We start from the raw sequence: 23,961 nt of genomic DNA, 5'->3' as shown, positions 1-23,961 counted from the left end.
TTTAAACCCCCCGACCTTTCAAACCCAACCCCCTCCAAGAGCTAGTGTATTTTGTAGTCTATTACTCTGCAGGCTTGCTAGATTCTGCAGGGGTTTTAGCTGGGGCTGTAGATTGCTTAGCAGGAGCTTTAGCAGGGGCTTCGTGTTCCTCTGTAGCTTTATGTTCTTCTTCATGGTGCTCTGCATGGCTTGCATTATCCTCGTGATGCGCGTTGTGTACTTGTCCATGGTGTGCCCCACCTTTATGTCCTTTTCTAGCATGTCTGACATGGCACAAGATTTTTCGTTGCTCACCCTTACAGATTTCAACATCTAGACCCATAGATTTTAATTCTTCTGGGCTGTGTTCCTTTTTCATTTCCTCTAATTTTCCGGCCACTTCTTCACGCAAAGCCATGAACTTTTTCTTACTCATTTTGCTTAAATGAGCCACAGTAGCCCTCTCAACTTGTCTATGAAACTCCCTAGCTTTAACACCCTTGAGTTTTTTAAGGCGTTTGTGTACCTCCATATGGTACTCTAGTTCCTGACTTGCGTCTACTTTACCGGCCATTTTAACCAAATCTTTATTGCTTAGCTTAGAGAAATCCACTTCTTCAGCGTGTGCAATACCTAAAGCCAACATACCCATCATGAAAATTTTCATAAACTGACGCATAAACCACCTTTAATTAGTAAAATAAAGCGCGATCTTAGCGCTAGTTAGCTAAATTACAACTTAACAAATGCGCTAATTGGGGCTAAAATACATAATATTAGCTACAGCTACTAGAAGTTTCAAAAAAGGCTCTAGGGAAAAAGGAATGCATTCCTGTTGCATGCAAAAACATACAGCGAGAATCAGCTCTGTGTAAATTCCAAGTACTCAAATCCTGATTGAAATTTTTAGTGTAGGCAAACATTTTATACATATCCAAAACATGCGTTGTATCCCAGTGATTTAGCGGGTAATTAAAACTTTTAGCATAAAAGAACATTTTACGCATGCTAATTACATGGCTTGTATTCCAGTCATTTAAAGGCTGGTTAAAAAGAAAAGCCCCATAGAAAAGATAGGCCATGTTTTCTACATGGCTAACATCCCAAGCTCCAATAGGCTGGTTAAACAAAGTGGCGTATTTAAACATACCCTGTAAATTAGTAGCGCTAGAGAGTTTCCAACGCGTAATATCCCCATTAAAGTTATAGGTGAGGCTAAACATATAACTTAAATTGACAACGCGTTCCATGTTCCAATTATCAAGATTTTGGTTAAAATTACGGCATCCATAAAACATAAAACTTGTATCTTTGACAGATCGTGTGTCCCAATCATCTAAAGGTTTGTTAAACGAAGCCAAAGCAAACATGGCTTTCATATTGGTTACACCGCCTGTATCCCAATTATTTAAAGGGATATTGATTTCTCTACCCATAAACATGCCCTCCATGTTTTTGACATGGCTAACATCCCAAGTTTCAATGCCATCTAAATTAGTCCGTGCGCTGGTGGCGTGGCAATTTTCATACAAGTTTAAGATTTTGGGATACTCCGCATCTGTATGCTCCCATAATCCTCCATTTTTAATCGGTAACTGCTTTAAGCGCGTATAAATATTTTCCTTATCACAGAATAAATAGCTCATGTCCTCAATCAAACTTGTATTAATACTGGCTAGTGGAATGCGCACATCATTAATTAAGGCGATTAATTCGGCTTTGTTCTGTGGATAGTGTAAGAACTGCAACACATTAGGGGGAGTTGGAGTGGCGCTATCTTTAAGCTCTAATCCTTGCATGGGAGTACCTAAAAAGATACCCTGAATATTAGCCCGCTTTAGATCTTTCCACCGGCTAATATTTTGCTTAAAATGGCTAGCATTGGCAAACATATAACTAAAATTTTGCGGTGGTTTAGAGGATCGATTCCAGCGATTCCAGCGATCTAAAGGCTGATTAAAGGATCTAGCGTGATAAAACATGTAACTAAAATCCACCCCGCTAGAGGTGTTCCAATTATTAATGGGTTGGTTAAAGTGGGTGGCGTTGGCAAACATGTAACTAAAATCCACCCCGCTAGAGGTGTTCCAATTATTAATGGGTTGGTTAAAGTGGGTGGCGTTGGCAAACATGTAGCTAAAATTTTTAACCCGCACAGGATTCCACCGCTTTAAGGGCTCATTAAAATGCACTTGATTCATGAATAACCCTTCCATATTTTCTACATGGCTAACATCCCATTTTCCAATGCCGCTAAAATCTTCTCGGTAAGGTGTACAAATTCCTTTTCTAATAAGAGGCATGCGCAAACAGAATAAGTAGCTCATGTCCTTAATGTAATGGGTGTTGATTTGTGAGAGGGCAATGCGCGGGTTTTGTAGTAGATTTTGTAAACTGGCTTTATCTTTAGGGGTGAAGGTGTGAGCGGGCAATAATGCCAGAAGTAGGAAAAACAGCAGAGAGGTACGATAAAAATAACTAAGAGACATACACACCCTTGTAGAGTAGTACCATAAAGTAGGTCTTTATGCTAACATAGAGAGCGTTAAACCAATCTGAACTGGCTAATAGGATTGTATTACAGGTAGCGTGTTAGCTAACCGATATAGTAGCGATTAAAAGAAGTGATATGCATTATTTTAAATATTCTTGGTTACTGCCCACTTTTACTAGTTTTTTAATGGCAGCAGATGGAAACGGCGTTTTTTTAGAAGGGGGTTACCAACAAGGTAAGGTGCAAGTGCGCATGGATAAAAATGGAGCAGTGCAAACAACCACTACTCCATTAGAGGGTTTTGGGTTACAAATTGGTTATCAAGTATTTCCAAGTAGGTGGGTTGGTTTCAAAGTTTATGGATTTTTTGACTATGCCCACACTAAGGGGATTTCTTTCCCACGATCTGGAGCTAACAATCCTGTTAATTGTAATGTGAATGCAGCTAGTGGATCTAAACTACAAATCCCCACAGGAATTAACCCCCAATGCCAAGTGAATGCTATAGGTATTTTACAGCAAATGGTGGGGAGTAATAGACCTATCCAACCTGATATGCTCACCTATGGAGGTGGAGGGGATATTGTGATTAATTTTATTAATAACCAAATGATGGCTTTAGGGGTTTTAGGTGGGGTGCAACTTGCGGGCAATTCTTGGATTTTAGCCACCCCAGATTTTGGCGATGTGGCGTTACAATATGCCGGTTTAGATAAAAAAGCTACCGGTTTTCAATTACTTTTAAATGTGGGTGGTCGTATCCGTATTTTAAAGCATAGCAGTATTGAGGCAGGTATTAAATTCCCTATGATGCGTAAAAATCCTTTTTTACAAACCAAAAATGACGGCTCGCTTTATTTTAGGCGGCTGTACTCTTGGTATGTCAATTACGCCTTTACTTTTTAGCGTACATAGGCTGGCTGAATTAAAGGCAAATCCGCCCCTTGAAACACCGCTTTGATAAGAAGTTTGTAATTTCCCTTCAAGGGTAAATTAAAAAGAGGAGTGGAACAAAGCTCTTCAGCCCCTTCTTGTTTACATGCCAACTCCCCTATTAAAATTGGTTTTTGTCTGGGTCTTAGGGCTGTCATTGTGAATTTTAAAGATGGGGCTTCTAAATTATTTTTATGCACAATTAGGGTAAGTTGGTTGTTATTAGAAGTTAACCAAAGTAATGGGGTGTTTGGGTTGAAATAAAAGGGAAAAGTGGGCTCTAAATTTTGCTTACCACTAGAGAGACTGAGGGCATAAATTTTACTAAAAGCTTGGTATTGTGCCAGCATATCATTGATGTGGCTATCTGTGTAGGTGTGTTGGTGTAAATAGGAAGTATCGCTTTGGGGCGCGTATCTAATTGCCACCACCACTAGGGCAATGATAAGCACAAGCCCTATAAGTAAAACTACTAAAATCCCTAAAGGCCAGTAGTTTCTCCTAGTTCCCACGGCTTTTCCTAGCGCCAAAGAAATATCCATAAAAGAAGAGGGCTAAAAGAGAACATGTAAGAATATAAAGCGTGGTTTTAACAAAACTATTAGCTCCCTCTTCTTTGATATTTTTATCTAAACTAACATGGAATTTTGCAGACAGCGCATCGGCCATGTAAGCATAACCATTAAGGAGGGCAAAAGAAAAATGGGCGTTGTTTTTAGCCATGTCAGCTCCCCACTCTTTAGGCAAAAAAGGAGCTATGCGCTCAAAAAAGATAAAATCAGTGGCCAATAAATCCGCAGGATTGCTTATGATATTTATCTTTTTTGCCTGAAAATAGGCAAAGATAGCGATAAAAGGCGGGATTAAATTTTTAAGCTTTATCTGTTGGTAATGCAAGCGCGCCTCTTTAGTATCTGTATTTTGATCAGCGCCGCCTAAAAATATGAAAAACCTTACCCCTGTTTTTTCAAACAATTCAGAAGACACGCTTTCAATGAGTGTAGCGCTTTTTGGTACTAAATGCAATGCCCGATTATCTTGTACAAAATCTTGAGCGGATAAAAAACCCATCCATATAAACCAAATTAAAAACCCGTATCTCACACAGCAAATAAAAAAGGTCTTGTAAAATAAAGAGCAAGCGAGATTACAAATAAAATAATCAAAAACAACCCTAGTAATTTTTCCATTCCTGTAAACACAACTGGATACTCCGCATCTGTATGCTCCCATAATCCTCCATTTTTAATCGGTAACTGCTTTTATCTAGTTTATAGTAATTTGTGGCTTCTTGTTGCTGGATACTCACAGCCTTTAAGCCAAGAAAAACCACTAAGGCTAGCAAAGCCACCACCACTAACAAACAACCAAGTATCCCATTTAAGCCAAATAAACCATTCATTCCTCATCTCCTTGCAAAGACTGGATATAACTTGTAAGCGCGCGCACCTGAATATCGTTAAAATGTCTGTAAGCAAAGCTAGGCATTTCTCCAATATGTCCTTTTTTACCTTTATCTAAAACCTCTTTTAAGAAATAAGGTGTGCCATAGTGGGTGAGATTAACAGCCAATCCTCCCTGCCCCTTGCCATCTTGGCCATGGCAACTTGCACATGTGCTTTTAAAAATAGTCTCCCCTTTTTGTACTAATTGGGGTGTTTTTGTGTGGTGCAAATCAGAGATACTAGCCATCACATAGCTAGCTACAGCCTTTGCATCTTCAGCACTCATGCCAAGTGGGGGCATTTCCCCTGCTTGATAACCCAAACCAACAGAGCCCTGTTTGATCACTTCTATAATCCCTGCTTCCTTGCCCCATTTAACTAAATTTCTAGCAGTGTTGTTTAATCCGGTGGCTTCTAAACCATGGCATTGTGAGCACTGCACTAAAAAAATGCCCTGTCCCATTTGCTCTAAATCTTGCTGTTTTAAATTTTTCCAGCGGGCTTCAAAGTTTCTGTTGTATTGGGAAACTTCTCTATTGTATTCCCCAATTTGAGAGTAGCTACTCACAGGATAGCCCATGAAGATATACCAAAATCCCCATACAATGAAAACTAAAAAACTAACAATCCAGCCTGAGGGAACATTGTTGAGCAATTCAGCAATCCCATCATACTTATGCCCATCATTGTAGTATTTCTCGTCCTCACCTATTGTTTTTTCGCGCATGGCCTTAAATAGCGAAGAACTCATGCTAAGTGTGGCGATTAAAATCACTAACGCCGCCACTAGAGTGAATAAATTAACATGATCTTTAAGAATTTGCATTGCTAGTCTCTTTTAGGTTTAGATAGGGTGGAGCGTGGCTCAATCAGCGCGTCGCTGAGTTCGTCTTGTAAGGGTAGTTGTCCATAGCGTTCATAATCTGTGATGCCCTTTTTATCCTTTGTATACATGCTCACAATGTAGGCGTATAAAAAGACCGTAAATAAGATAGTAAAGAAAGCATAGGCAAGTCCACGAACCGTATCTATATCCATCATCACTCCTTCTTAGCAGGCATTGCAACGCTATTTACAGATTTGCTAGGGGCGGCAATTCTAGCCTGTCCCAAGTGGTTTAAATAAGCAATTAAAGCCACGATTTCTTTAACCTGCCCTCGTTTAAGCGCTTCTTTGATTTGAGGATTTTGCATGTTTGCTACAATATCCTCAGCTTCCTCTAAAAAGAGTTTCTTGGCCTCTTGCATGTTGCCAAGTTTCACCCCACCGGGTTTATCATAGGGGACATGGAAAACTTCTTTTTGGGTATAAGCCTCTGCAAAAGCCGTATCAAAGTCTACATTTTTACTAAATAAATGCCTATAAGCAGGCATGATACTACCGGGCACAACACTTGAGGGTTCAAACATGTGTTTTTCATGCCAAGCAGTGGTGCGCACATCGCCTACGCGGTGTAAATCTGGTCCAATACGCCTAGAACCCCATAAAAAAGGGCGATCGTAGGCATACTCTCCACTCAAGCTATAAGCCCCGTAGCGTTGTACTTCTGCTTGGAAAGGGCGGATAAGTTGAGAATGGCAGTTATAACAACCCTCTTGGATATAAACCTGACGACCGGCTGTTTCTAAAATATTATAGGGTCTAAGCCCCTCAATAGGTCTAGCAGATTTAAAGAAATTAGGCAAAACTTCAACAATGCCAGCTACGGCAAAAGCCACCACAAAGGCTAGCGTAAAAAAGAAAGGGTTTTTTTCTAAAAAGCTAAACATCAACTCTCCTTAATACGCGCCCATAGGTGTAGCATAAACGGGTTCTTTTTCTAACACTCTACCCTTTTGAATGGTCATGATGACATTATAAAGAAAGATAAAAAATCCAACAAGATACAAAGTACCCCCAATGCCACGGATAACATAGTAAGGGAATAACACCCGCACAGTATCCATAAATTGGTAGACTAAATTGCCGTATTGATCCACATCGCGCCACATCATGCCCTGAGTGATTCCTGCAATCCACATAGATGAGAAATAAAGCACAATGCCTAAACTCATCAACCAAAATTGCACATCCATGAGTTTTCCTGAATAAATTTCGCGTTTAAAGACTCGAGGGACCATGTGATAGACTGCAGCAATAAGAGTAAAACCAACCCAACCTAATACCCCATCGTGTACATGCCCGATAATCCAATCGGTAAAGTGGGCTAGTGCATTAACCGAACGGATAGCCTGAATAGAACCCTCCAAGGTAGAGAGCATGTAAAAAGTGCTAGCTAAAACCAAAAACTTAATTAAGGGTGATTCTTTAAGTTGATGCCACTGCCCTCTTAAAGTTAAGAGCAAATTAATAGCCGTTCCCCAAGAGGGAATGATGAGAATAACAGAGAAAACAGAAGAGAGGGTTTGTACCCAATCTGGCACGGTGGAGTAAATCAAGTGGTGGCCCCCAGCCCAGATATAGACAAACATCAAGCTCCAAAAAGAGAACAAGGTGAGTTTATAAGAGAATATAGGTTGCCCGCACTCTTTGGGCAAGAAGTAATAGATTGTGCCAATAATGCCGCTAGTAAAGACAAAGGCCACCGCATTATGTCCCCACCACCATTGTACAAGCGCATCATTGCTACCGGCATATAAAGAAATAGAGTGCCATACACTGCCTACATGGGCTACTAAATAAGTGGGAATAGAGAGATTATTGAAAATATAAAGTACCGCAATGCCCACATAAGTCGCAATGTAATACCAAAGGGAGACATAAATTGTGTTTTCGCGTCTAACCCCCATACTCCCAAACATGCTAACTCCCCAAAGCACCCAAACAACCACTACTAAGATATCTAAAGGCCAAGCTAATTCGGCATACTCCTTACTTTGGGTAACCCCTCCTAGCAAACTCACCACACCCAAGATTAAAGCAAGAATCCAGATCCAAAAGTGCAAATAACCCACCGCCCTTAAAAAAGGGTAGTCATGGTAGGTGATTTTTAAAACCCTTTGTCCAATGTAATACCAACTCGCCCAAATTCCGCCTAAACTAAAACCATAGATTACCCCGTTTGTGTGCACAGGCCGCAAACGCCCAAAAATGCCATATTCGCCTAAAATATAGTTAAGTTTTGGGAAGGCTAACTGGAAAGCTAGAATCACCCCAACAAGCATGCCAATGACTCCAAAGGCAATCATAGCAATGATAAATAAACGCGCAATCGAATAGTCATACTCAGCGACTGCTTTAGTCGTAGCAGTTGTAGAAGTGCTGCTAGCATAGCCCTGTTGCATGCTTATGTCCATCATTCTCCTTTATAAAAAAATTCACGCAAACCCCATTATAGCATGACTTAGGGTTTAATTTAATAACCTTCTACAGAAATCCTACTTACCTTTAGCGGGTAAGATGATAGCTAGCTTTTTCACTATTTTGTGGTACAACTGCGTTGGAGCTTAAACTCTGTAAAATCCCTACCATAGGGGCTCGTAGTGAGAGCCAAACTCCCCGGCAACACCAGCCAAGCAAGCCAAATGTCTTTAGCATTGGCACTTCACTAACCCAACTAAAACAGGGCACTTACTTTTGTAATGAGGTGTTGATCCTCACTTAAATCTAAAAAATTAAAATGATTCCCGCTTTGTTCTTTGCCGTGTAGTAAATCCCCTGAATGGCGGTATTTTAAATCTAAATTGGCGATTTCAAAACCATCAAGAGTTTGGCTAAAATCCGATAGACGCGTGTTATTACTTTGGTGTGTGAAAAGATAACAATACCCCTCACCCCCTAGCCGTGCAACCCGTCCTCTAAGCTGATGCAGAGTTGCTAAACCTAGCCGTTCAGGCCCTACAATAATGATTGTAGAAAGCTTAGGCAAGCTAATCCCCACCTCAATCAGAGTTGTGGCTAATAAAATCTGCCCCTCCTTAGCAAAAGTTTCCATGATTTCTTCTTTATCCTTATGCTTACCACTCACCACACAAACTTTTTCAAAACGCTTTTGCCAATAAGGCGCTCCCTCTTTCAAAGAAAGATAATTCATTTTCTGACTCTCTTCTACTAGAGGGTAAATGATAGCCACTTGTCTATCCTGCACAATTTGTTCTTGGATATGCTCTAAGAGTTTTGTAAAATCCTTTTTACCGATGATGTGTGTTTTAATATCCTTGTGGTAGGGTTTATCTCTAAGTAAACTTGTTGCAACAAACTTAGCCCCCATCATCGCTAAAGTTCTAGGAATAGGCGTTGCTGAAAACTGCAGGTAATGGGGTTTACCTGTTGCATGTGTGGCAAGTGTTTGCAAAGCATGGCGTTGTTTTGTGCCAAAGCGGTGTTGTTCATCGCTTAAAACTAAAGCCACTTGTGAGGTGTCTAGGGGAGTGTATAAAAGTGTGGTGGTGCCTACAATGAAGGTAGCTTCATCAATAGATTTTTGTACTTTTTTAGACCACCCCCCTAGTAACAAGAGAGGCTTAATAGAGGGGGGTAGAAATTTAAGAGCTTCTGTATAAATCTGTTTGGCTAAAATACTTGTAGGGGCCATTAATAAACTTTTATAAGGCGATGCTAAAGCCACACTAGCTAAAATCACCATCGTTTTTCCCGATCCCACATCTCCCATAATCAGGCGTTTTGTCGCTACTTTTCCTTGTAAATCTTGTTTAATACTAGAAATGGCCTTTTGTTGATCGGGAGTGAGGGTAAAGGGCAGTTTGTCTAAAAATTCTTGCAAGGCCTGCACATTAGCATGCCCGCTAAACTTACTGGGGGCATGGAATGTTTTCCCGCTTAAGGCTAGTATATAAGCCATAGCTTCTATGCATTTTAAACTCTCTAAATATTTGCCATGTAATCCTTTACTTGCATGATCTAGTGCAAATTCTAAAGTGGGGTAAAAAAGCATGTGTAAACTCTCTATCATTTCTACAGATACGCCTAAAGCGGTGAGTTTATGCAAATTGTAAGGGGTGAGAATACTTAAACAATAATCCTTATAAGTTTTATACTGCCGTTGTTGGTTAAAAGAGGCAATTTTTTGGCATGCCCTATCAAAGTGCAATGTTATGGTGTTTGGCTGTGTGATGATTTTAGGGTTAATCATCTGTAAAACTTGTGTATACGGATTAAGGCTTAACTTGCCATAGACAAAATAGCTTTTTTGGGAAAAGTGTTTGGTATGATAGGGGGTGTAGTTAAAACAAACCAATTCTAAAACCTGCCCTGTGGTTTTAACATGGGTGTTGATCTTTAAAACATGCCCTTTGTGCATGTTTATATAATCCACCTCCAAACAACCCAGCGCCCCCGGTTCTAAATTTTCTAAAACACAATAAGGCGTGTAGCTCTTTGGAGGGTTTAAAAGCAATTCTAAAAAAGAGGTTAGAGAAACGCCTAATCCTAAATCCATATCAGGTTTAATCCCGCTTACACCTGTTTTTGTCCACGCCATGATCATTCTTTTATTTTATTTTAATCAATCATTAATTTTATTTTAACAAATCATGATTATTATAGCCCAAAAAAAAGGATGCGGATGAAGCCTCTCAAACAAATTTTAAAGGTTTTAAGTGTTTCTGTACTCGCCTCAGCCGGGATTTTGATTCAGGGTTGTAAAGATACCCATCATAAATCCTCAAGCCATCAGGCTAAACCCGCAGATGCCCGCGCGCTTAATAAAATGACTCCGGTGCAACAAGATGCGGCTTTAGAGTCTGATTTGGAGCATAAGGCTGATAATGCTAAGACAACAGAAAGAGTCGATCAACTTGTAGATGAGGAAAATGCAATCCAAGAGGCAACTCAAGGGACTGGTCCACTTTATAGCCCTCAAAATGGCAATATTCTCCAAAATTGGACTAACCACCAAGATAATCTAGCCTCGCCTCTAAACCACAATTATTAACTTTGAAAACCCCTTAAATCCCATGCAAAAACTAATATGCGTGGTGGGGGTATTTTTGGCTTTGTTGTCCCCAATCAAAGCGGCTAAGAGTCGTACTTTTCTACTTAGCGAATATCTTTTGGGACAAATGCACTATGATACGATTCAAAATGGCCAGACCAAGACAAACTACCGCACCATTGAGGGTGCAACTATTATGTATGGCTATGAATACAACCCGCTTAATCGCTGGTTTTACACCCGTTACTATGGCTTTCTAGATTATGGGTATGTGATTTTAGATAAAAAAGACAATATTGAAACCAATATGTTTACTTATGGAGCGGGTGCAGATGTGGTCATTGAATATAATAAAAACCCTTTAAATGTCTGGGGTCTTTTTTATGGCATGATGGTAGCGGGTAACACTTGGACAACTTCTAAGTTTTCACGGGATTTTTTTGTGGAAAATTACAGATCCTTTACCAGCTTTACTTTCAAGAGAACTTATTTTAGGGTTTTAGGGGAAGTAGGCATCCGTTTTCAGACGGTAATTCTTTACCACGATGTGTCTATAGAGGTGGGGTTTAAATTTCCTTTTGATACGGAATTGGGATCTAAATTTGTGCGTGATTACAGCATGTTTGTATCCCATACTTGGTATTTTTAAATTTCCCCTAGCTTTAGGCGCTGGAGTTAAATAAGCACTTAATCCACTTTTAGAATTGCTAAAAACGCCTCTTGGGGGAGTTGGACTTTGCCTATAGCTTTCATGCGTTTCTTGCCCTCTTTTTGCTTTTCTAAGAGTTTGCGCTTTCTAGTAATATCGCCCCCATAGCACTTAGCCGTTACATTCTTGCCCACCGATTTAACCGTCTCTCGTGCGATGATTTTATTGCCAATACTAGCCTGAATAGCAACTTCAAAAAGTTGTCTAGGGATTAGCGTTTTCATGGTTTCTACTAGAGCCTTACCCTTTTCATAAGCCTTACTTTTATCTACAATAATAGAGAGCGCATCTACTACTTCAGAGGCAACGCGTACATCTAACTTAACTAATTGCCCTTCTTGATAGCCAATAGGCTCATAATCAAAACTCGCATAGCCCTTAGTGCAAGATTTAAGTTTGTCATAAAAATCCATCACAATTTCATTACTGGGTAAAGAATAGGTTAAAAGTACCCGGTTTTGGTTGAGATACTCCATTTTATCTTGAATCCCTCTCTTTTTATTGAGTAAACCTAATAAATTACCCAAATACTCACTAGGCGCGATGATACTAGCCTTCACATAGGGTTCTTTAATGCAGGCAATGGTGTTTTCAGGGGGTAGCTGGCTAGGGTTTTGCACGGATAAGATTTGTCCATTATGTAAATGCACTTCATAGACCACAGTAGGCGCGGTGGCAATTAGATTAAGATTAAATTCGCGCTCTAATCTTTCTTTAATCACTTCCATATGCAAGAGTCCTAAAAACCCTACCCGAAAACCAAAACCCAAAGCCATGCTACTTTCAGGTTCAAATTGTAAAGAAGAGTCATTGAGTTGTAATTTATACAGCGCATCGCGCAATTCCTCAAATTGATCGCTCTCTATGGGATAAAGTCCGGCAAAGACAAAGGGTTTAGCCGGCTTAAATCCTTCTATGGGATTTTGTGTGGGATTTTTTGCATCGGTGATCGTATCGCCTACGGTAATATCTGTTAAATTTTTAGAACCCAAAGAGATAATGCCAATTTCGCCGCATTCAATGGTATCTGTAGGGATTTTATGCAAAGGATTAGGGTAGTAAAGAGACAGCACTTGGTAAGTCTTTTGATTGCCCATTACTAACACCTCTTGGTTAGCACACAAACGACCCTCTTTAAGACGCACTAAAGCCAAAGCCCCTAGATAGTTATCAAACCATGAATCATAAATAAGGGCTTTAGTGGGGGCATTAGGGTTACCATTGGGTGGGGGGATTTTAGTAATAAGTGTTTCTAGTAAGGCAGAAATCCCTAAACCTGATTTTGCGCTCACACAATTAGCCTCGCTACAATCTAACCCAATGGTGTTTTCAATGTCTTCTTTAACTTCTGCAACTTGGGCGTTGGGTAAGTCAATTTTATTAATCACGGGCAAAATTTCTAGGTGGTTATCTAGGGCGATGTAAATATTAGCAATAGTTTGTGCCTGCACGCCTTGCGTGGCATCTACTACTAAAAGCGCCCCTTCACAAGCAGCTAGTGAACGAGAAACTTCATAGCTAAAATCTACATGCCCGGGGGTATCAATAAGATTTAAAATATAATCTTGCCCTTGAAAATGGTATTGCAAGCGCACGGATTGGGCTTTAATGGTGATTCCTCTTTCTTTTTCAATATCCATAGTGTCTAATACTTGGCTTGTCATTTCCCGTATGCTTATAGCTTTACAGGCTTGAATCAAACAATCAGCTAAGGTACTTTTGCCATGGTCAATGTGGGCGATGATAGAAAAATTGCGGATGTGCTGTTGCATAGCCTCCCTTAAAAGCATTTTTGAACATGGAATATGCAATAATAGCATCTGGTGCGCAAAAAATGGAAACGATGAAGATCTTTATTAATTGTCGCTCTTTATTGCTAAGAAAGGTTTTAGAGCGCTATTTACACGATTTTTTATCCACTCAAGAGGCTTGTGATTTTATTTTAAGCGATCAGCCCCTTAAAAACCCTCTAAAGGCCACTTGTTTGATTGGATCACAAACAGGGGCACACATTCCAACCCCCTTTACAAAAGAGGAACTATTAGAAAAGTTACAAGATTTTTATCAAAATAAAGCCCAAAGAGAGAGTTTAGAATACAAGGTGCAGATTTTATTACAAGAGTACACACATAAATTACTTGAATTATTGCAGGATTATAAGCGCTAATGCCACCCCCACTTTTAAAAGTCTTAGGGGGGGTGTGCAAAGGTCTTTCTTTACATTTACCCCCCAAACAGATCACCCGTCCCACTAAGGCTATCGTTAGAGAATCCTTTTTTAATGTGTTGCAAACCTCTATTATTCATAGCGTATTTATTGAGGCTTTTGCTGGTAGCGCTAGCATGGGTTTAGAAGCCCTAAGTCGGGGCGCTTTTCAGGCTTACTTTTTTGAGCAAAACCCCCATGTTTTTTTAGTATTAGAGCAAAATATCCAAGCTTTCAAAAATAGATTTAAAGAGGCGCAGATTCAAGCTATTTGTGGAGATGTGTTTAAATTACTCCCTTCTTGTTTAGAAACATTAGAATCTGAAGGGCTAGTGATTTTATACATGGATCCGCCCTTTATGGAAGGGATTTATACGCGTTGTTTGCATTTTTTAGAGAGTTTAATGATTCCACCGCCTCTTTTAGAGCATGGATTTTTGGTTGTATTTGAACATGAAAGCTTGCAGAGCATGCCAAGAAATATAGCCGGCTTTAGTATAATCAAACAAAGAAAGTTTGGTAAAACAAGCTTGAGTTATTATTTTTTATCAAAGGAATAAACATGGCTGATGAGGTTAAAGAGGCCAAAAAGAGCAAGGCGTTTTTGTTTGTGGTGATTGGTGCTGTCTTGGTTATGCTAATTTTGGTGGGAGTGATTGCCATTTTGCTACTGGGCAGAAATGATAAAAAATCAGAAGGGGATACGGGAAATAGAATGCGCCAGATCAGAGAGGCTAGTAAATTAAATGACAATGGCGGGCAATCAGATTTGATGGTCAAATCATCGGATTATTTGTCTTTAGGGCCTTTATATCCTTTAAGCGATCCCTTTGTGGTGAATTTAATTGCCCAAAATGGACGCCGTTATCTTAAAACAAGCATTAGTTTAGAGTTAAGCGATCCTAAACTAGTAGAGGAGGTTAAAGTTAAAGAAACAGCGATTAAAGATACCATTATTGAAATTCTTTCCTCTAAATCTATTGAGGAGATCAGCACACTTAAAGGCAAAAACAAGCTTAAAGAGGAAATCCGCAGTAATATCAATAGCTTTTTAATTGATGGCTTTATTAAGAATGTTTTCTTTACCGATTTTGTGATTCAATGATTGGGGTTGATATTGTTTGTATAGCGCGCATCACAGACAATATATCCCGCCACAAACACCGCTTTTTAAATAAATTTCTTTCTACCTACGAGCAAACTTTATTTATAAAACCCCATAGCGTTGCTGGGGCTTGGGCGGCTAAAGAAGCTTGCTCTAAGGCTTTGGGTGTGGGGATTTGTGCGCAGTTGATTTGTCATAATATGTGCTTGTCTAAAAATACATTAGGCGCGCCTATGTTAAAAATCACCCCCGAAAAACAAATCCTCTTTAAAATCCAAAATTTACATGTAAGTTTTAGCCACGATCAAGGTTTTGCAATCGCCGTTCACTAGGCGCGATGATACTAGCCATTTTAAAAAAGGGGCAAAAAATCCATGATAATTAATCAGGGGGTAGCTGGCTAGGGTTTTGCACGGATAAGATTTGTCCATTATGTAAATGCACTTCATAGACCACAGTAGGCGCGGTGGCAATTAGATTAAGATTAAATTCGCGCTCTAATCTTTCTTTAATCACTTCCATATGCAAGAGTCCTAAAAACCCTACCCGAAAACCAAAACCCAAAGCCATCTACTTTCAGGTTCAAATTGTAAAGAAGATGAATGAAATGTGCCAATAGGTGATTGTTAGTGCAAAGTATCCTCATTTTGCATCGTATAAATCAGGCGGTCAATCACATGTCTTTGTTGGTTTGTGAAATTATACTGGACGCGTACGAGTTGTCTAATGCGCGCATCGGTGATCGTATCGCCTACGGTAATATCTGTTAAATTTTTAGAACCCAAAGAGATAATGCCAATTTCGCCGCATTCAATGGTATCTGTAGGGATTTTATGCAAAGGATTAGGGTAGTAAAGAGACAGCACTTGGTAAGTCTTTTGATTGCCCATTACTAACACCTCTTGGTTAGCACACAAACGACCCTCTTTAAGCATGCGTCTTGCATTAAAATAAGCGGCTTCTCTTGCATCGCTATCTTGATCAGATTTTACCCTTGTATCGCTTATGCCATATCCAATAAGGAAACGATTGGATTTTTCAATATTTATATTTTTTGGTGGCGTGTCCTGTTGCGTATTTTGTTTTTGTGCTTCTTGTGTGTTGAATTTAGCATCTAGGGCATCTACCTTTTCAGCGTTAGTGGCTATGGCTGCACTGAGTTTTTTAATCTCCTCTGTTAGAGCGGTGTTAGATTCTGGCTTTTTAGGAGTTTCAGGGGCTTTAGAAGTGGGGATTTCTTTAGGGGGTTTCTTTTTATCTTTGGCTTTTTTAACCTTTTCTTTCTTTTCTTTCTTGGCAATATTCTCAGAGGGTAGATCGGAAGTTTCATACACACTACATGCCACAAAAAAATACCCAACTAAAAATGTGCCCAGTAACGCGGTGTACCTATTTTTCAAAGTAGTCTCCTTAAAGTAAAAATGATTGGGTATTATAACACACGCATTTTTTAGCTCACTTGGCTAGAATTAGAGTTAATAGAGCCAAACCATGCTAAAATAATCCTTAGTTTTAACTTTGAAAGGAGTATGCTATGGCAAATAAACAAACACAACCCTCTAAAGAGCTCGAACACCAATGGGATTTGAGTGCCCTATTTGCAAATCAAGAGGCTTTAGATCAACATGTAAGTGAGTGGGATCAAAAAGTAAAGGCTTTTGAGGAAAAACATGCCGGTAGTTTTGCCCAAGTAGAACCGGAGGCTTTTGAAAAGATTTTGGAGGAGTATGAAGTCCTAAGCGAGGGGGTTTCTAGGGCGATGAGTTATGTCTTTTTGATTTTCTGTGTTGATTCAAAACGCAGTGATTTATATTCTAAATACCAGCTATTATGCGCGGACATGGGCCAACACCTGCTTTTTGTAGAGAATGAATTTTGTATTTTAGAAAGTGCTAAACAAGAGGCTATTATTAAATCTAGCCCTAAATACGCTTATTATTTGCGCCTTCTTTTACGCCAAAAACCCCATATGTTAAGCCTGCCGGAGGAAAAGGTGCTACTGGCCACTTCCGGTGTTGGGGTGGAGGCCTTTTCTAATCTCTTTGATCAAGTGATCACCTCGCTAAAAATGCCCTTTCAAAATAAAATGATTAGCGAGGAGGAAATCTTATCTGAACTGCATAATCCTGATCGCAAATTACGCAAGCTTGCCCAAAAAACCTTGACTAAGACTTTAAAGAAAAATAGGCTAGTTCTGACTTATGTTTTAAATATGGTGCGCAAGGATTCACATATTGATACCAAACTACGCCACTATGAAAAACCTGAGAGCTTTAGACATCTGTCTAATCAAATCCCCCAAGAAAGTGTAGATAGCATGCTAGAAATTGTGGAGGAGAATTATCCTTTGGTGCACCGCTACTATAAAAGCAAGGCCAAGCTTTTAGGTTATAAACTTAAAGACTACGATCGTTATGCCCCTATTGAGCAAAAAGAAGCCCCTCTTTCTTATCAAGATGCGCTAGATTTAGTTCTTAAGGCTTATCAAAACTTCTCACCTAAGTTTTATGAAATTGTGAGTCGTGGGATTAAAGAGGGTTGGGTGGATTCACATCCACGCCCGGGCAAACGCGGGGGGGCATTTAGTGATAGCACCGTACCTAGTGCGCATTCTTTTGTACTGCTCAACTTTACCGGTAATCGCCGTAGTGCCTTTACCATTGCCCATGAATTTGGGCACATGATCCATCAAACATTGAGTAAGCAAGTGGGCTATCTTAACACCAATACCCCCCTAACCACTTCTGAAACCGCCTCTGTTTTTGGAGAAATGCTTTTATTTGAAAGTTTAAAAAAGGATCTGGATAAAAAAGAATTGCGCGGGATTTATGCGGGCAAATTAGAAGACATGTTTTCTACCATGTTTAGGCAAGTGGTGATGACTAATTTTGAAAGACGCATCCACAGCAGTGGGGGTGAATTTGAAGAACTAACAGCTAAGGATTTTGATCGCATTTGGCAAGAGGAAAACGCTAAAATGTTTGGTAAAAGCGTTAAGCTAAGCAAGAATTACGCCCGCTGGTGGAGTTATATCCCCCACTTTATCCATTCGCCCTTTTATTGTTATTCTTATAGTTATGGACAATTACTAGTTTTAGCTTTGTTTGGTCTCTACCGCAAAAAGAAAACTACAGCAGAGAAACAAGAATTTGTAGATACTTATACGACATTTTTAAGCAAGGGTGGCAGTGTAAGCCCTGAGGAGTTGGTGGGCATGTTTGGGTTTGATATTACAGATAAGGAATTTTGGAAAATTGGCATGGGTGAGGTGGAAAAAATGCTTGAGGAATTTGAAGGGTTGCTTGATGGATGCGCTGCAAAGGTATAAGGCAATGTCTAACCAGCATTGTCTGGATTGTTTGCATTTTTTATACCACCACCATGTGTATTTTAGTATTTTTTGCGATCTTTGCTGTGTGCGTTTTGAACCTCCCTTGCCACAAGAACAGATCGATAGTTTTGGTAATTTTGTACTCTTTGTTTTAGCAGGTTATACTTTTGATAGTTTAAAAATCCATGGAGAAATCCCAGAAATCCACTTTGAAGCAGGACTAGGCGATCACATTGAAACGACGGTTAAAATTGCCCTTGAGGGGATTGTGCAGATCATTGTTAAAGATAAAAACGATTCAAATGTGGTGTTGTTTAACCGCTGTGATCCTAGCCTCATTTTTGTAGACAACACAGCCGAACAGCTCCAAAGTTCTAAAGATGCGATTTTATCCGATCCAAGAAACCAGCAAGTCATCGCAACCTTGCAGGGAAATTTGAAATGAGTCTTTTAAAATTACAAATCCGGGCTTTTCGCTTTTCTGCTAAAGAAGACTACAATCCGGCTTACCCGCTTTATGTGGTGGAGTATCAACTAGATTGGACTTTAAGAGATATTCTAGCCCATATCCCCGATCTGAGTTATGATCAAACACATTTGGGTTTGCGGATTAACCGGGTTGTTGTGTTTGAAAATCTAAGCATTAATACGCTTATTAATCGTTTTGGTAAGGAATGGATATTAGAGCCCCTAGCTACCAAGTATGTTTTAAAAGATCTATTAATGGATACAGAGGGCATGTTAAAACCCTACCAAAACTTTTTTAAAAGTGCGTCTTTTTTAACAGAGGCAGAGAAAAGCGAACTATCCCGCTATATTCATATCAACGCCATTACGCCCAAAAGCGATTCAGATTACTTTGGAGATGGCTTTTTTCTATACACTAAGTGGCTCATGAATCGTTATCCACACCGCACACCAGACCTATTACAAAACTTGGCAGATAAACACCATGGAGCCATGCATTTTGTGAGTCTCAAACACTATATTTTTCCTAAGAATGATGTCATTGATACAGAAATCTATAGTTTGCAACAACAGTTACTCAACGCCTCTAATCCTTCAGCCAATAACCCTTGGGCTCACTTAGGCAAAATCAACTATACTTTTAGCAAACCTAAAATCCCGGATAAGCAAGCGCGCTTTTTAATTTATAATGCCTATAATTCTGTTTTTAATAGCGCGCCTTTATTGCAAAGTAGCCGTTTGCTTTTGTGGCATTTAGGGGTGGATTTTTTAGAGTTACCTTGTTGTTTTGATGGGGGTTATTGGGGACGCTTGGGGGATTTAAAACAATTTCTAACAGCCAATGCCTACAATTTGAGTTTAGCGTATAAAGTAGGGGCGGCGCTATTGTTATGTGATGAAGATGCCTATGCTAATGCGTGCTATGTTAAAACAATTCTAGATCGTGATGAAAAACTAAGAGAAGAAGTACAGCAAGATTTGGCCGCATACGATTTAGAGTATCACCCAGATGTACAAATTGCCTATCTTAACTACTTTTTAAACAAACAAGCAGAATCTCTAGAAATTAAACATTCCTTCCAAGATTTTTATACAAGTTTGTTTCAAGATTACCACCTAGATCAGCCCACAGATTGCGACGCTTTATTCACTAAACTTAATCTCCGTTGCAATAGCCCGCTTTTTACTAAAGAATCCTATGCGCATTTATTAGATGTTGATATGGATTCTGCCTTATATGAATCAGCGCGTATCCGCTATGAGGCTATTGATCTAGGGGTAGATTTCTTACTAACAAGCTCTGTAAGCCAGTTTCATATGCTAGATACTTTGGCTAAAAAGGCCTCTAAAATTTATCAAAGAGATCATGACAACACTAGCGTGTTATTTCTCCCGCAGGTAATACTGCTAGCCTTAGGCCAAAACGATCCAAAAGCCTTAGGTTTAGACACCCATCAAAATGCTTTTACATTTCTCTAAGGTTTTTGTTTGAAAGCCGGGCTCAAAATCTTATTTGCAATGGCGTTGGGTTTTGCTTGGTATATTGCTAACGAGGAGACTTCGGGGGAATTGGCCTTGATGATTTTCTTTTTTGTGGCCTTTATTTTGCTCATCAAGCCCCTTTCTTTCCAACCCCCTGAAAAACGCGAGGATTATATCAAACAACTTCAAAGGAGTTATGAGCGCAAGATGGATTTAAAAAACAAAGAGAAAGAAGAAAAACGGCGCTTAAATCAAGTGGCTAACGAGTGGGATTTTAAAAACCGCAAACAACAAAACCAAACAGGCTTGCTTTAAATGTTAGAAGTGGTTTTGATTTTAGGGGTGGCTGTAGTGCTCATTTATCTTTATTATACTTTGCAAGAATATTTAAAAAATCCTCTAAAAGACCCACCTGAATTTAATAAGCCAAAAGAAGCGCTAGAAGTTTATGTACTGCCCAACCCTTTAGAAACTTTAAAGGCAAGTGAGGCGGGGGTCTTAGCTAGTCTTATGGGTAGTTTTACTAAACATCTTGAACCCACACCTCTTAGCCAAGCGCTTTTGGAGGTGTTTTTACAGGACTTAAGCCAAATAGAAAATAAAGATTTAGAATCCTTACAAGAAATTTATCATAGCCCCCCTCCACCTCTAGATCAGATTTGCACACAACTTTTAGAATGCGGGCATGGGGAGTATAAAAAACGCTTAAAATGGGTGGAATTTCTCTTTGTTTTGGCTTATAGTGATGGCAATTTGGGTACACAAGAAAAAGAAGCGCTACTAGATGTGGGGGCATTTTTAAACTTAGAAAATGTGGATTTTAATAACCTCTATGATGGTTTTGCAAACTTAAAATTAGAACCACTACACTTAGAGCCAACCCAAGTAAGTACGATTTTACACGGAGAAAAAATAGATTTTAAAGGGTTTAAAGCACTGGTACAGGAGTGCTATATCAATGTATTAGAACCTAAGAATTGGAATAAAAGCTATTTACCAGACACTATGAAAAATCTATGGCAATTAGAACAGGCCTGAGGAATTGGGAATTCTAGTTTAATTTGATATTACAGATAAGGAATTTTGGAAAATTGGCATGGGTGAGGTGGAAAAAATGCTTGAGGAATTTGAAGGGTTGCTTGATGGATGCGCTGCAAAGGTATAAGGCAATGTCTAACCAGCATTGTCTGGATTGTTTGCATTTTTTATACCACCACCATGTGTATTTTAGTATTTTTTGCGATCTTTGCTGTGTGCGTTTTGAACCTCCCTTGCCACAAGAACAGATCGATAGTTTTGGTAATTTTGTACTCTTTGTTTTAGCAGGTTATACTTTACCCTCTAAAACATAAAACTTAAGCCCTAGTTTCCTAACTACAATCTCTTTGATCTGATCGTTTTCTTTTACCTTTTGTTCTTGCTCTGGGTCTGTGCCATAATGACCACCACCATTGTATTCTAGCACAGCAACAGGCTCTGTTCTGCATGTTTTATAGTCCTTCAAAACAAACAAAAAATCCACGACTAAGTTGTTATATGTTTTCCATGCATCATCGCTATTATCCTCATCGCTTTTTTTATACACAAGTGTTTTAAGTGGAATTTGTGGGAGCACAATAAAACGCTTCTTGATGTCAGAGAAAACAAGCTCGTTGTAAATAATGAATTCATGTTTTCCTAACAGATCTTTTTTTAACCAGAATGTCTGACTTTCTAATCAAGCCTAATTTATACTCTAGCGTTCTTTTGTGTGCTTCCTCAGCTAATCTCCTTTCTTGTTCTTCTTTCTCTTGTTCTCTTTGTTTGGCAAAAAAAAGCTCTACTCTCTGCTTTTTTAGCCTTAAGCTCTGTAAGTTCTCTCTCAAGCTTTTCATGTTGTTTAAGGAGATTGTTATACTCTATTAAAAGATCGTTAAACTTCTTTTCCCAGTTCGTCCAAAACCCCATATAAGCCCCGTTTTTCCATTTTTAACTACCCTTGCAACTATAAACCCTACAAACATCAATATGATAAATTAACTTTAAAGCGGTTAAAATTTAACTATCTTTAGCAAAAATTCCATTTGTCTTTAGTAGGTAGAGTGAATGCCACCATTTGTTAGACAATTTGGAAAAACTTGCGCGCGGCCTCCATTGGCATTTTTAGCAAAGATGATATTTTAGAGCTACTAAATGGTAATGTAGATCAAGGCGCGTTTTTAGAATTCTTAAGATATTGTGATGAATGTATTAGTAAGGTTATTAGCGGTCAGGTGCTAGCTAGTAATGCGGTAAATAAAGGCACTCAGGCTTTAGGAAATGTCCATGAAAACACCCCCGCTATCTCTTAGAGTTTGATAGCAAAATGTTATTAGAGGGCATTAATGAGGCGCTAGCGGAGGCTTTCACTTTGTATTTTGATGATGTGCCAGACTTTAGCCTAAGTTTAGACACCAATACCGAAATTGATGAGGCAAGACAAGTACAAGTCTATAAAGCGCTTTATGATATGGGGGTGGAGGTGGATTAAATGCGCTTCAAAAGGCTTTTAAAGTGCCTTTAACGCGCATTGAAGCGCCATTAAATGGGCAATCAATGCAAGTTAACACACAAACAAATACGATTGAAAAAACTAGCACGGGAGAGCTCTCCGCCCTAGATTTAGGCGTTAATGAGGCCGAAATTAGCGAACTTTTAGATCAAATAGGCGCGGCGCTTTAGCGCATATCTATATTAGAAAAATCTATACTGATAGCGGGCTTTTGAATAAAATTATAAAAGCCACTGAGCGCGTTTTTAATTTCTGGCGTTATTTCTATGGTTTCAATCACCGGGCTATCTGTGCCCAAAAGTTGGTATAAGCCGTTTAGTTCATCTTGATTTTGGGTGTTGACAATTTGGCCATTATACATTTGGACTTGACTAGGCATGTTATCAATTTGATCACGCGGGGGGAGTTCGCGCCTTAATTGTTCTAGTGTGAAACAGCCAACAGCATACGCCACATACAACGCCATTAACACACGCGGGCTAAAGCCCCCGACAATGCGCGGCACAACGCTATAACAATCAGGCCGCATATTGCGTCTTAATCTTAGCGCGTGTTCCATTGTGAGTGGTTCAGGTAGTTTAAGCTCTAAACTTCTGCTAGCAAAAACTAAAGAATAGGCTAAAGTATAGGTATCATCGCTAAAATCGCGATAAAAATCATTAAAAGCCTCTTGCAGGGATTGCATGCGCGCTCTTAACTCATTTTGCGCCTCTGTGTTATCAGTGGGGGCATTTGCGGCTACTAACATGTATTGAGTTGCGCCAGAAACAAGCGCGTATAAAATTTTATTAATATTTTCGCTAGCTTTAATCTGTTGGCAATAGACTTGCCCTAAACCTAACACATAGCGATAATAAAAGGAGGTAAGGCCGCTACCCTCACTATCCCCTAAAATTAGCGAACAATCCATTTTTCTAAATTGTGCGCTTTTCATGGCCTCATAGCAAATGGCTAAAGCACTAATAGAATCAAGCCCCTTTAAATAATCCTTAAAAGCACTTGTTAACATCAAGTTCTCTTGATTCCAAACTTTGCCATTAAAGGGCGCGGTATTTTCAAAATGCAAACCTAGCGGGGCTAAATCCTCGTTTGTGATTTTATTAGTACGGATTAGCCTATTAATCAAGTCAAGCCGCTCTTGTTTTTGTTGATCGCTTAATTCCACTTTAGGGGCGGTTTGTGTGCCCACTTGAGTGGGCGCGCTAATGTTGCCCACTTGTGTGGTTTGTGTATCCGCTTGAGTGGGATTAACAAACTTAATAAGCCGCCCCCGCATAACATTAAGCCCGCTAATGCGGTCATTTAGTTTTTGTAAAGCTTTAGAAAAACCCATTTTGTGCCTTGCTTTTTTGAATGGATTTTATCTTGGGAGTTGAGCGGAAAATG

At 39.4% G+C, this 23,961-nt stretch carries 30 protein-coding genes and 1 pseudogene; 16 read left to right on the top strand and 15 right to left on the bottom strand.

The annotated features are described in order from the left end of the window. Positions 1 to 61 precede the first annotated feature (61 nt). A complete protein-coding gene (locus tag OO773_RS03535; RefSeq protein ID WP_006564894.1) occupies positions 62 to 658 on the bottom strand; it encodes a DUF1104 domain-containing protein in 597 nt (198 codons plus the stop codon). 97 nt (positions 659 to 755) lie between these two features. Continuing rightward, on the bottom strand, positions 756 to 2,468 hold the full coding sequence (locus OO773_RS03530; RefSeq protein ID WP_080552467.1) for a BspA family leucine-rich repeat surface protein: 1,713 nt from the start codon (positions 2,466 to 2,468) through the stop codon (positions 756 to 758). Between the two features lie 140 nt (positions 2,469 to 2,608). On the opposite strand from OO773_RS03530, the gene OO773_RS03525 reads away from it, so the two are divergent. Continuing rightward, positions 2,609 to 3,379: an outer membrane protein gene (locus tag OO773_RS03525; RefSeq protein ID WP_006564893.1), complete on the top strand. Its 771-nt coding sequence runs from the start codon at positions 2,609 to 2,611 to the stop codon at positions 3,377 to 3,379. Here OO773_RS03525 and OO773_RS03520 read toward each other — a convergent pair. The 8 genes from OO773_RS03520 to recG all read right to left on the bottom strand — a co-directional run bounded on the left by OO773_RS03520 (position 3,376) and on the right by recG (position 10,249). Continuing rightward, positions 3,376 to 3,918, bottom strand: coding sequence for a hypothetical protein (locus OO773_RS03520; RefSeq protein ID WP_006564892.1), 543 nt, complete (start codon positions 3,916 to 3,918; stop codon positions 3,376 to 3,378). The two genes, OO773_RS03525 and OO773_RS03520, sit on opposite strands and share 4 nt — an antisense overlap. Continuing rightward, a complete protein-coding gene (locus OO773_RS03515) occupies positions 3,908 to 4,477 on the bottom strand; it encodes a hypothetical protein (RefSeq protein WP_232087162.1) in 570 nt (189 codons plus the stop codon). The genes OO773_RS03520 and OO773_RS03515 overlap by 11 nt, the downstream gene beginning before the upstream one ends. Positions 4,478 to 4,580: 103 nt before the next feature. Next, complete coding sequence (locus tag OO773_RS03510; protein WP_264828688.1) at positions 4,581 to 4,808, bottom strand: DUF4006 family protein; 228 nt, start codon at positions 4,806 to 4,808, stop codon at positions 4,581 to 4,583. Beyond that, positions 4,805 to 5,677, bottom strand: coding sequence for a cytochrome-c oxidase, cbb3-type subunit III (gene ccoP / locus OO773_RS03505; protein ID WP_006564890.1), 873 nt, complete (start codon positions 5,675 to 5,677; stop codon positions 4,805 to 4,807). The genes OO773_RS03510 and ccoP overlap by 4 nt, the downstream gene beginning before the upstream one ends. A 2-nt stretch (positions 5,678 to 5,679) precedes the next feature. Then, positions 5,680 to 5,889: a cytochrome c oxidase, cbb3-type, CcoQ subunit gene (locus OO773_RS03500; protein WP_006564889.1), complete on the bottom strand. Its 210-nt coding sequence runs from the start codon at positions 5,887 to 5,889 to the stop codon at positions 5,680 to 5,682. 2 nt (positions 5,890 to 5,891) lie between these two features. Next, positions 5,892 to 6,620, bottom strand: coding sequence for a cytochrome-c oxidase, cbb3-type subunit II (gene ccoO, locus OO773_RS03495; protein ID WP_050780237.1), 729 nt, complete (start codon positions 6,618 to 6,620; stop codon positions 5,892 to 5,894). A gap of 9 nt (positions 6,621 to 6,629) precedes the next feature. Beyond that, the gene (gene ccoN / locus OO773_RS03490) at positions 6,630 to 8,135 is read right to left on the bottom strand and encodes a cytochrome-c oxidase, cbb3-type subunit I (RefSeq protein WP_006564887.1); all 1,506 of its coding nucleotides are present in this window, start codon (positions 8,133 to 8,135) and stop codon (positions 6,630 to 6,632) included. A 272-nt stretch (positions 8,136 to 8,407) separates the two neighbouring features. Next, positions 8,408 to 10,249, bottom strand: coding sequence for an ATP-dependent DNA helicase RecG (recG, locus tag OO773_RS03485; protein ID WP_006564886.1), 1,842 nt, complete (start codon positions 10,247 to 10,249; stop codon positions 8,408 to 8,410). A 126-nt stretch (positions 10,250 to 10,375) separates the two neighbouring features. Between recG and OO773_RS03480 the strand changes: the two genes are divergently transcribed. Both OO773_RS03480 and OO773_RS03475 read left to right on the top strand, forming a co-directional pair. After that, positions 10,376 to 10,744: a hypothetical protein gene (locus tag OO773_RS03480; protein WP_034376064.1), complete on the top strand. Its 369-nt coding sequence runs from the start codon at positions 10,376 to 10,378 to the stop codon at positions 10,742 to 10,744. A gap of 22 nt (positions 10,745 to 10,766) precedes the next feature. Continuing rightward, positions 10,767 to 11,393, top strand: coding sequence for an outer membrane protein (locus OO773_RS03475; RefSeq protein ID WP_176485149.1), 627 nt, complete (start codon positions 10,767 to 10,769; stop codon positions 11,391 to 11,393). Positions 11,394 to 11,431: 38 nt separating this feature from the next. Here OO773_RS03475 and lepA read toward each other — a convergent pair whose 3' ends face one another. Further along, positions 11,432 to 13,225: a translation elongation factor 4 gene (lepA, locus tag OO773_RS03470; RefSeq protein WP_006564884.1), complete on the bottom strand. Its 1,794-nt coding sequence runs from the start codon at positions 13,223 to 13,225 to the stop codon at positions 11,432 to 11,434. Between the two features lie 71 nt (positions 13,226 to 13,296). Here lepA and OO773_RS03465 point away from each other — a divergent pair, with 71 nt between their 5' ends. From OO773_RS03465 to acpS, 4 genes are read left to right on the top strand one after another with little or no spacing between them, the layout of a single operon-like run. Beyond that, positions 13,297 to 13,620 (top strand): hypothetical protein, encoded by a 324-nt coding sequence (locus OO773_RS03465; protein WP_231102836.1) that lies wholly within the window; start codon positions 13,297 to 13,299, stop codon positions 13,618 to 13,620. Next, entirely contained in the window at positions 13,620 to 14,219 is a 600-nt protein-coding gene (gene rsmD, locus OO773_RS03460; protein ID WP_034376067.1) for a 16S rRNA (guanine(966)-N(2))-methyltransferase RsmD, read from the top strand. Before OO773_RS03465 ends, rsmD begins: the two co-directional genes overlap by 1 nt. Positions 14,220 to 14,221: 2 nt before the next feature. Then, positions 14,222 to 14,764: a flagellar basal body-associated protein FliL gene (gene fliL, locus OO773_RS03455; RefSeq protein ID WP_034376068.1), complete on the top strand. Its 543-nt coding sequence runs from the start codon at positions 14,222 to 14,224 to the stop codon at positions 14,762 to 14,764. Beyond that, positions 14,761 to 15,096, top strand: a complete 336-nt coding sequence (gene acpS / locus OO773_RS03450; protein ID WP_264828687.1) for a holo-ACP synthase — start codon at positions 14,761 to 14,763, stop codon at positions 15,094 to 15,096. Before fliL ends, acpS begins: the two co-directional genes overlap by 4 nt. Before the next feature lie 52 nt (positions 15,097 to 15,148). On the opposite strand, the pseudogene OO773_RS09805 reads toward acpS, so the two are convergent. Beyond that, positions 15,149 to 15,357, bottom strand: a pseudogene (locus tag OO773_RS09805) (elongation factor 4); the annotation flags it as partial. Positions 15,358 to 15,390: 33 nt separating this feature from the next. Beyond that, complete coding sequence (locus tag OO773_RS09955; protein ID WP_406600094.1) at positions 15,391 to 16,164, bottom strand: hypothetical protein; 774 nt, start codon at positions 16,162 to 16,164, stop codon at positions 15,391 to 15,393. A 134-nt stretch (positions 16,165 to 16,298) separates the two neighbouring features. On the opposite strand from OO773_RS09955, the gene OO773_RS03440 reads away from it, so the two are divergent. From OO773_RS03440 to OO773_RS03415, 6 genes are all read left to right on the top strand, one after another. Beyond that, the gene (locus OO773_RS03440) at positions 16,299 to 18,092 is read left to right on the top strand and encodes a M3 family oligoendopeptidase (RefSeq protein ID WP_006564879.1); all 1,794 of its coding nucleotides are present in this window, start codon (positions 16,299 to 16,301) and stop codon (positions 18,090 to 18,092) included. Then, entirely contained in the window at positions 18,070 to 18,540 is a 471-nt protein-coding gene (locus tag OO773_RS03435) for a hypothetical protein (protein WP_073115460.1), read from the top strand. The genes OO773_RS03440 and OO773_RS03435 overlap by 23 nt, the downstream gene beginning before the upstream one ends. Further along, the gene (locus OO773_RS03430; RefSeq protein ID WP_006565166.1) at positions 18,537 to 20,042 is read left to right on the top strand and encodes a DUF5644 domain-containing protein; all 1,506 of its coding nucleotides are present in this window, start codon (positions 18,537 to 18,539) and stop codon (positions 20,040 to 20,042) included. Before OO773_RS03435 ends, OO773_RS03430 begins: the two co-directional genes overlap by 4 nt. Before the next feature lie 9 nt (positions 20,043 to 20,051). Next, on the top strand, positions 20,052 to 20,360 hold the full coding sequence (locus tag OO773_RS03425; protein WP_006564876.1) for a hypothetical protein: 309 nt from the start codon (positions 20,052 to 20,054) through the stop codon (positions 20,358 to 20,360). Next, on the top strand, positions 20,361 to 21,083 hold the full coding sequence (locus OO773_RS03420) for a TerB family tellurite resistance protein (RefSeq protein ID WP_264828686.1): 723 nt from the start codon (positions 20,361 to 20,363) through the stop codon (positions 21,081 to 21,083). A gap of 104 nt (positions 21,084 to 21,187) precedes the next feature. Beyond that, complete coding sequence (locus OO773_RS03415; RefSeq protein WP_264828685.1) at positions 21,188 to 21,397, top strand: hypothetical protein; 210 nt, start codon at positions 21,188 to 21,190, stop codon at positions 21,395 to 21,397. Here OO773_RS03415 and OO773_RS03410 read toward each other — a convergent pair. After that, positions 21,373 to 21,678: a DUF2726 domain-containing protein gene (locus tag OO773_RS03410; protein ID WP_264828727.1), complete on the bottom strand. Its 306-nt coding sequence runs from the start codon at positions 21,676 to 21,678 to the stop codon at positions 21,373 to 21,375. The genes OO773_RS03415 and OO773_RS03410 overlap by 25 nt on opposite strands. Before the next feature lie 484 nt (positions 21,679 to 22,162). Here OO773_RS03410 and OO773_RS03405 point away from each other — a divergent pair, with 484 nt between their 5' ends. From OO773_RS03405 to OO773_RS03395, 3 genes are read left to right on the top strand one after another with little or no spacing between them, the layout of a single operon-like run. Continuing rightward, the gene (locus OO773_RS03405; protein WP_050780236.1) at positions 22,163 to 22,375 is read left to right on the top strand and encodes a phage portal protein family protein; all 213 of its coding nucleotides are present in this window, start codon (positions 22,163 to 22,165) and stop codon (positions 22,373 to 22,375) included. Between the two features lie 14 nt (positions 22,376 to 22,389). Beyond that, positions 22,390 to 22,554: a hypothetical protein gene (locus OO773_RS03400; protein WP_155729027.1), complete on the top strand. Its 165-nt coding sequence runs from the start codon at positions 22,390 to 22,392 to the stop codon at positions 22,552 to 22,554. A 23-nt stretch (positions 22,555 to 22,577) separates the two neighbouring features. Next, positions 22,578 to 22,745: a hypothetical protein gene (locus OO773_RS03395; protein WP_158650254.1), complete on the top strand. Its 168-nt coding sequence runs from the start codon at positions 22,578 to 22,580 to the stop codon at positions 22,743 to 22,745. Here OO773_RS03395 and OO773_RS03390 read toward each other — a convergent pair. Then, a complete protein-coding gene (locus tag OO773_RS03390) occupies positions 22,742 to 23,908 on the bottom strand; it encodes a hypothetical protein (protein ID WP_040499302.1) in 1,167 nt (388 codons plus the stop codon). The genes OO773_RS03395 and OO773_RS03390 overlap by 4 nt on opposite strands. Positions 23,909 to 23,961: the final 53 nt, after the last annotated feature.

Source organism: Helicobacter suis HS1, from assembly GCF_026000295.1.
GTDB lineage: Bacteria > Campylobacterota > Campylobacteria > Campylobacterales > Helicobacteraceae > Helicobacter > Helicobacter suis.
The sequence above is the reverse complement of the archived record's forward strand: the minus strand, read 5'-3'. Positions and strand labels throughout refer to the sequence as shown.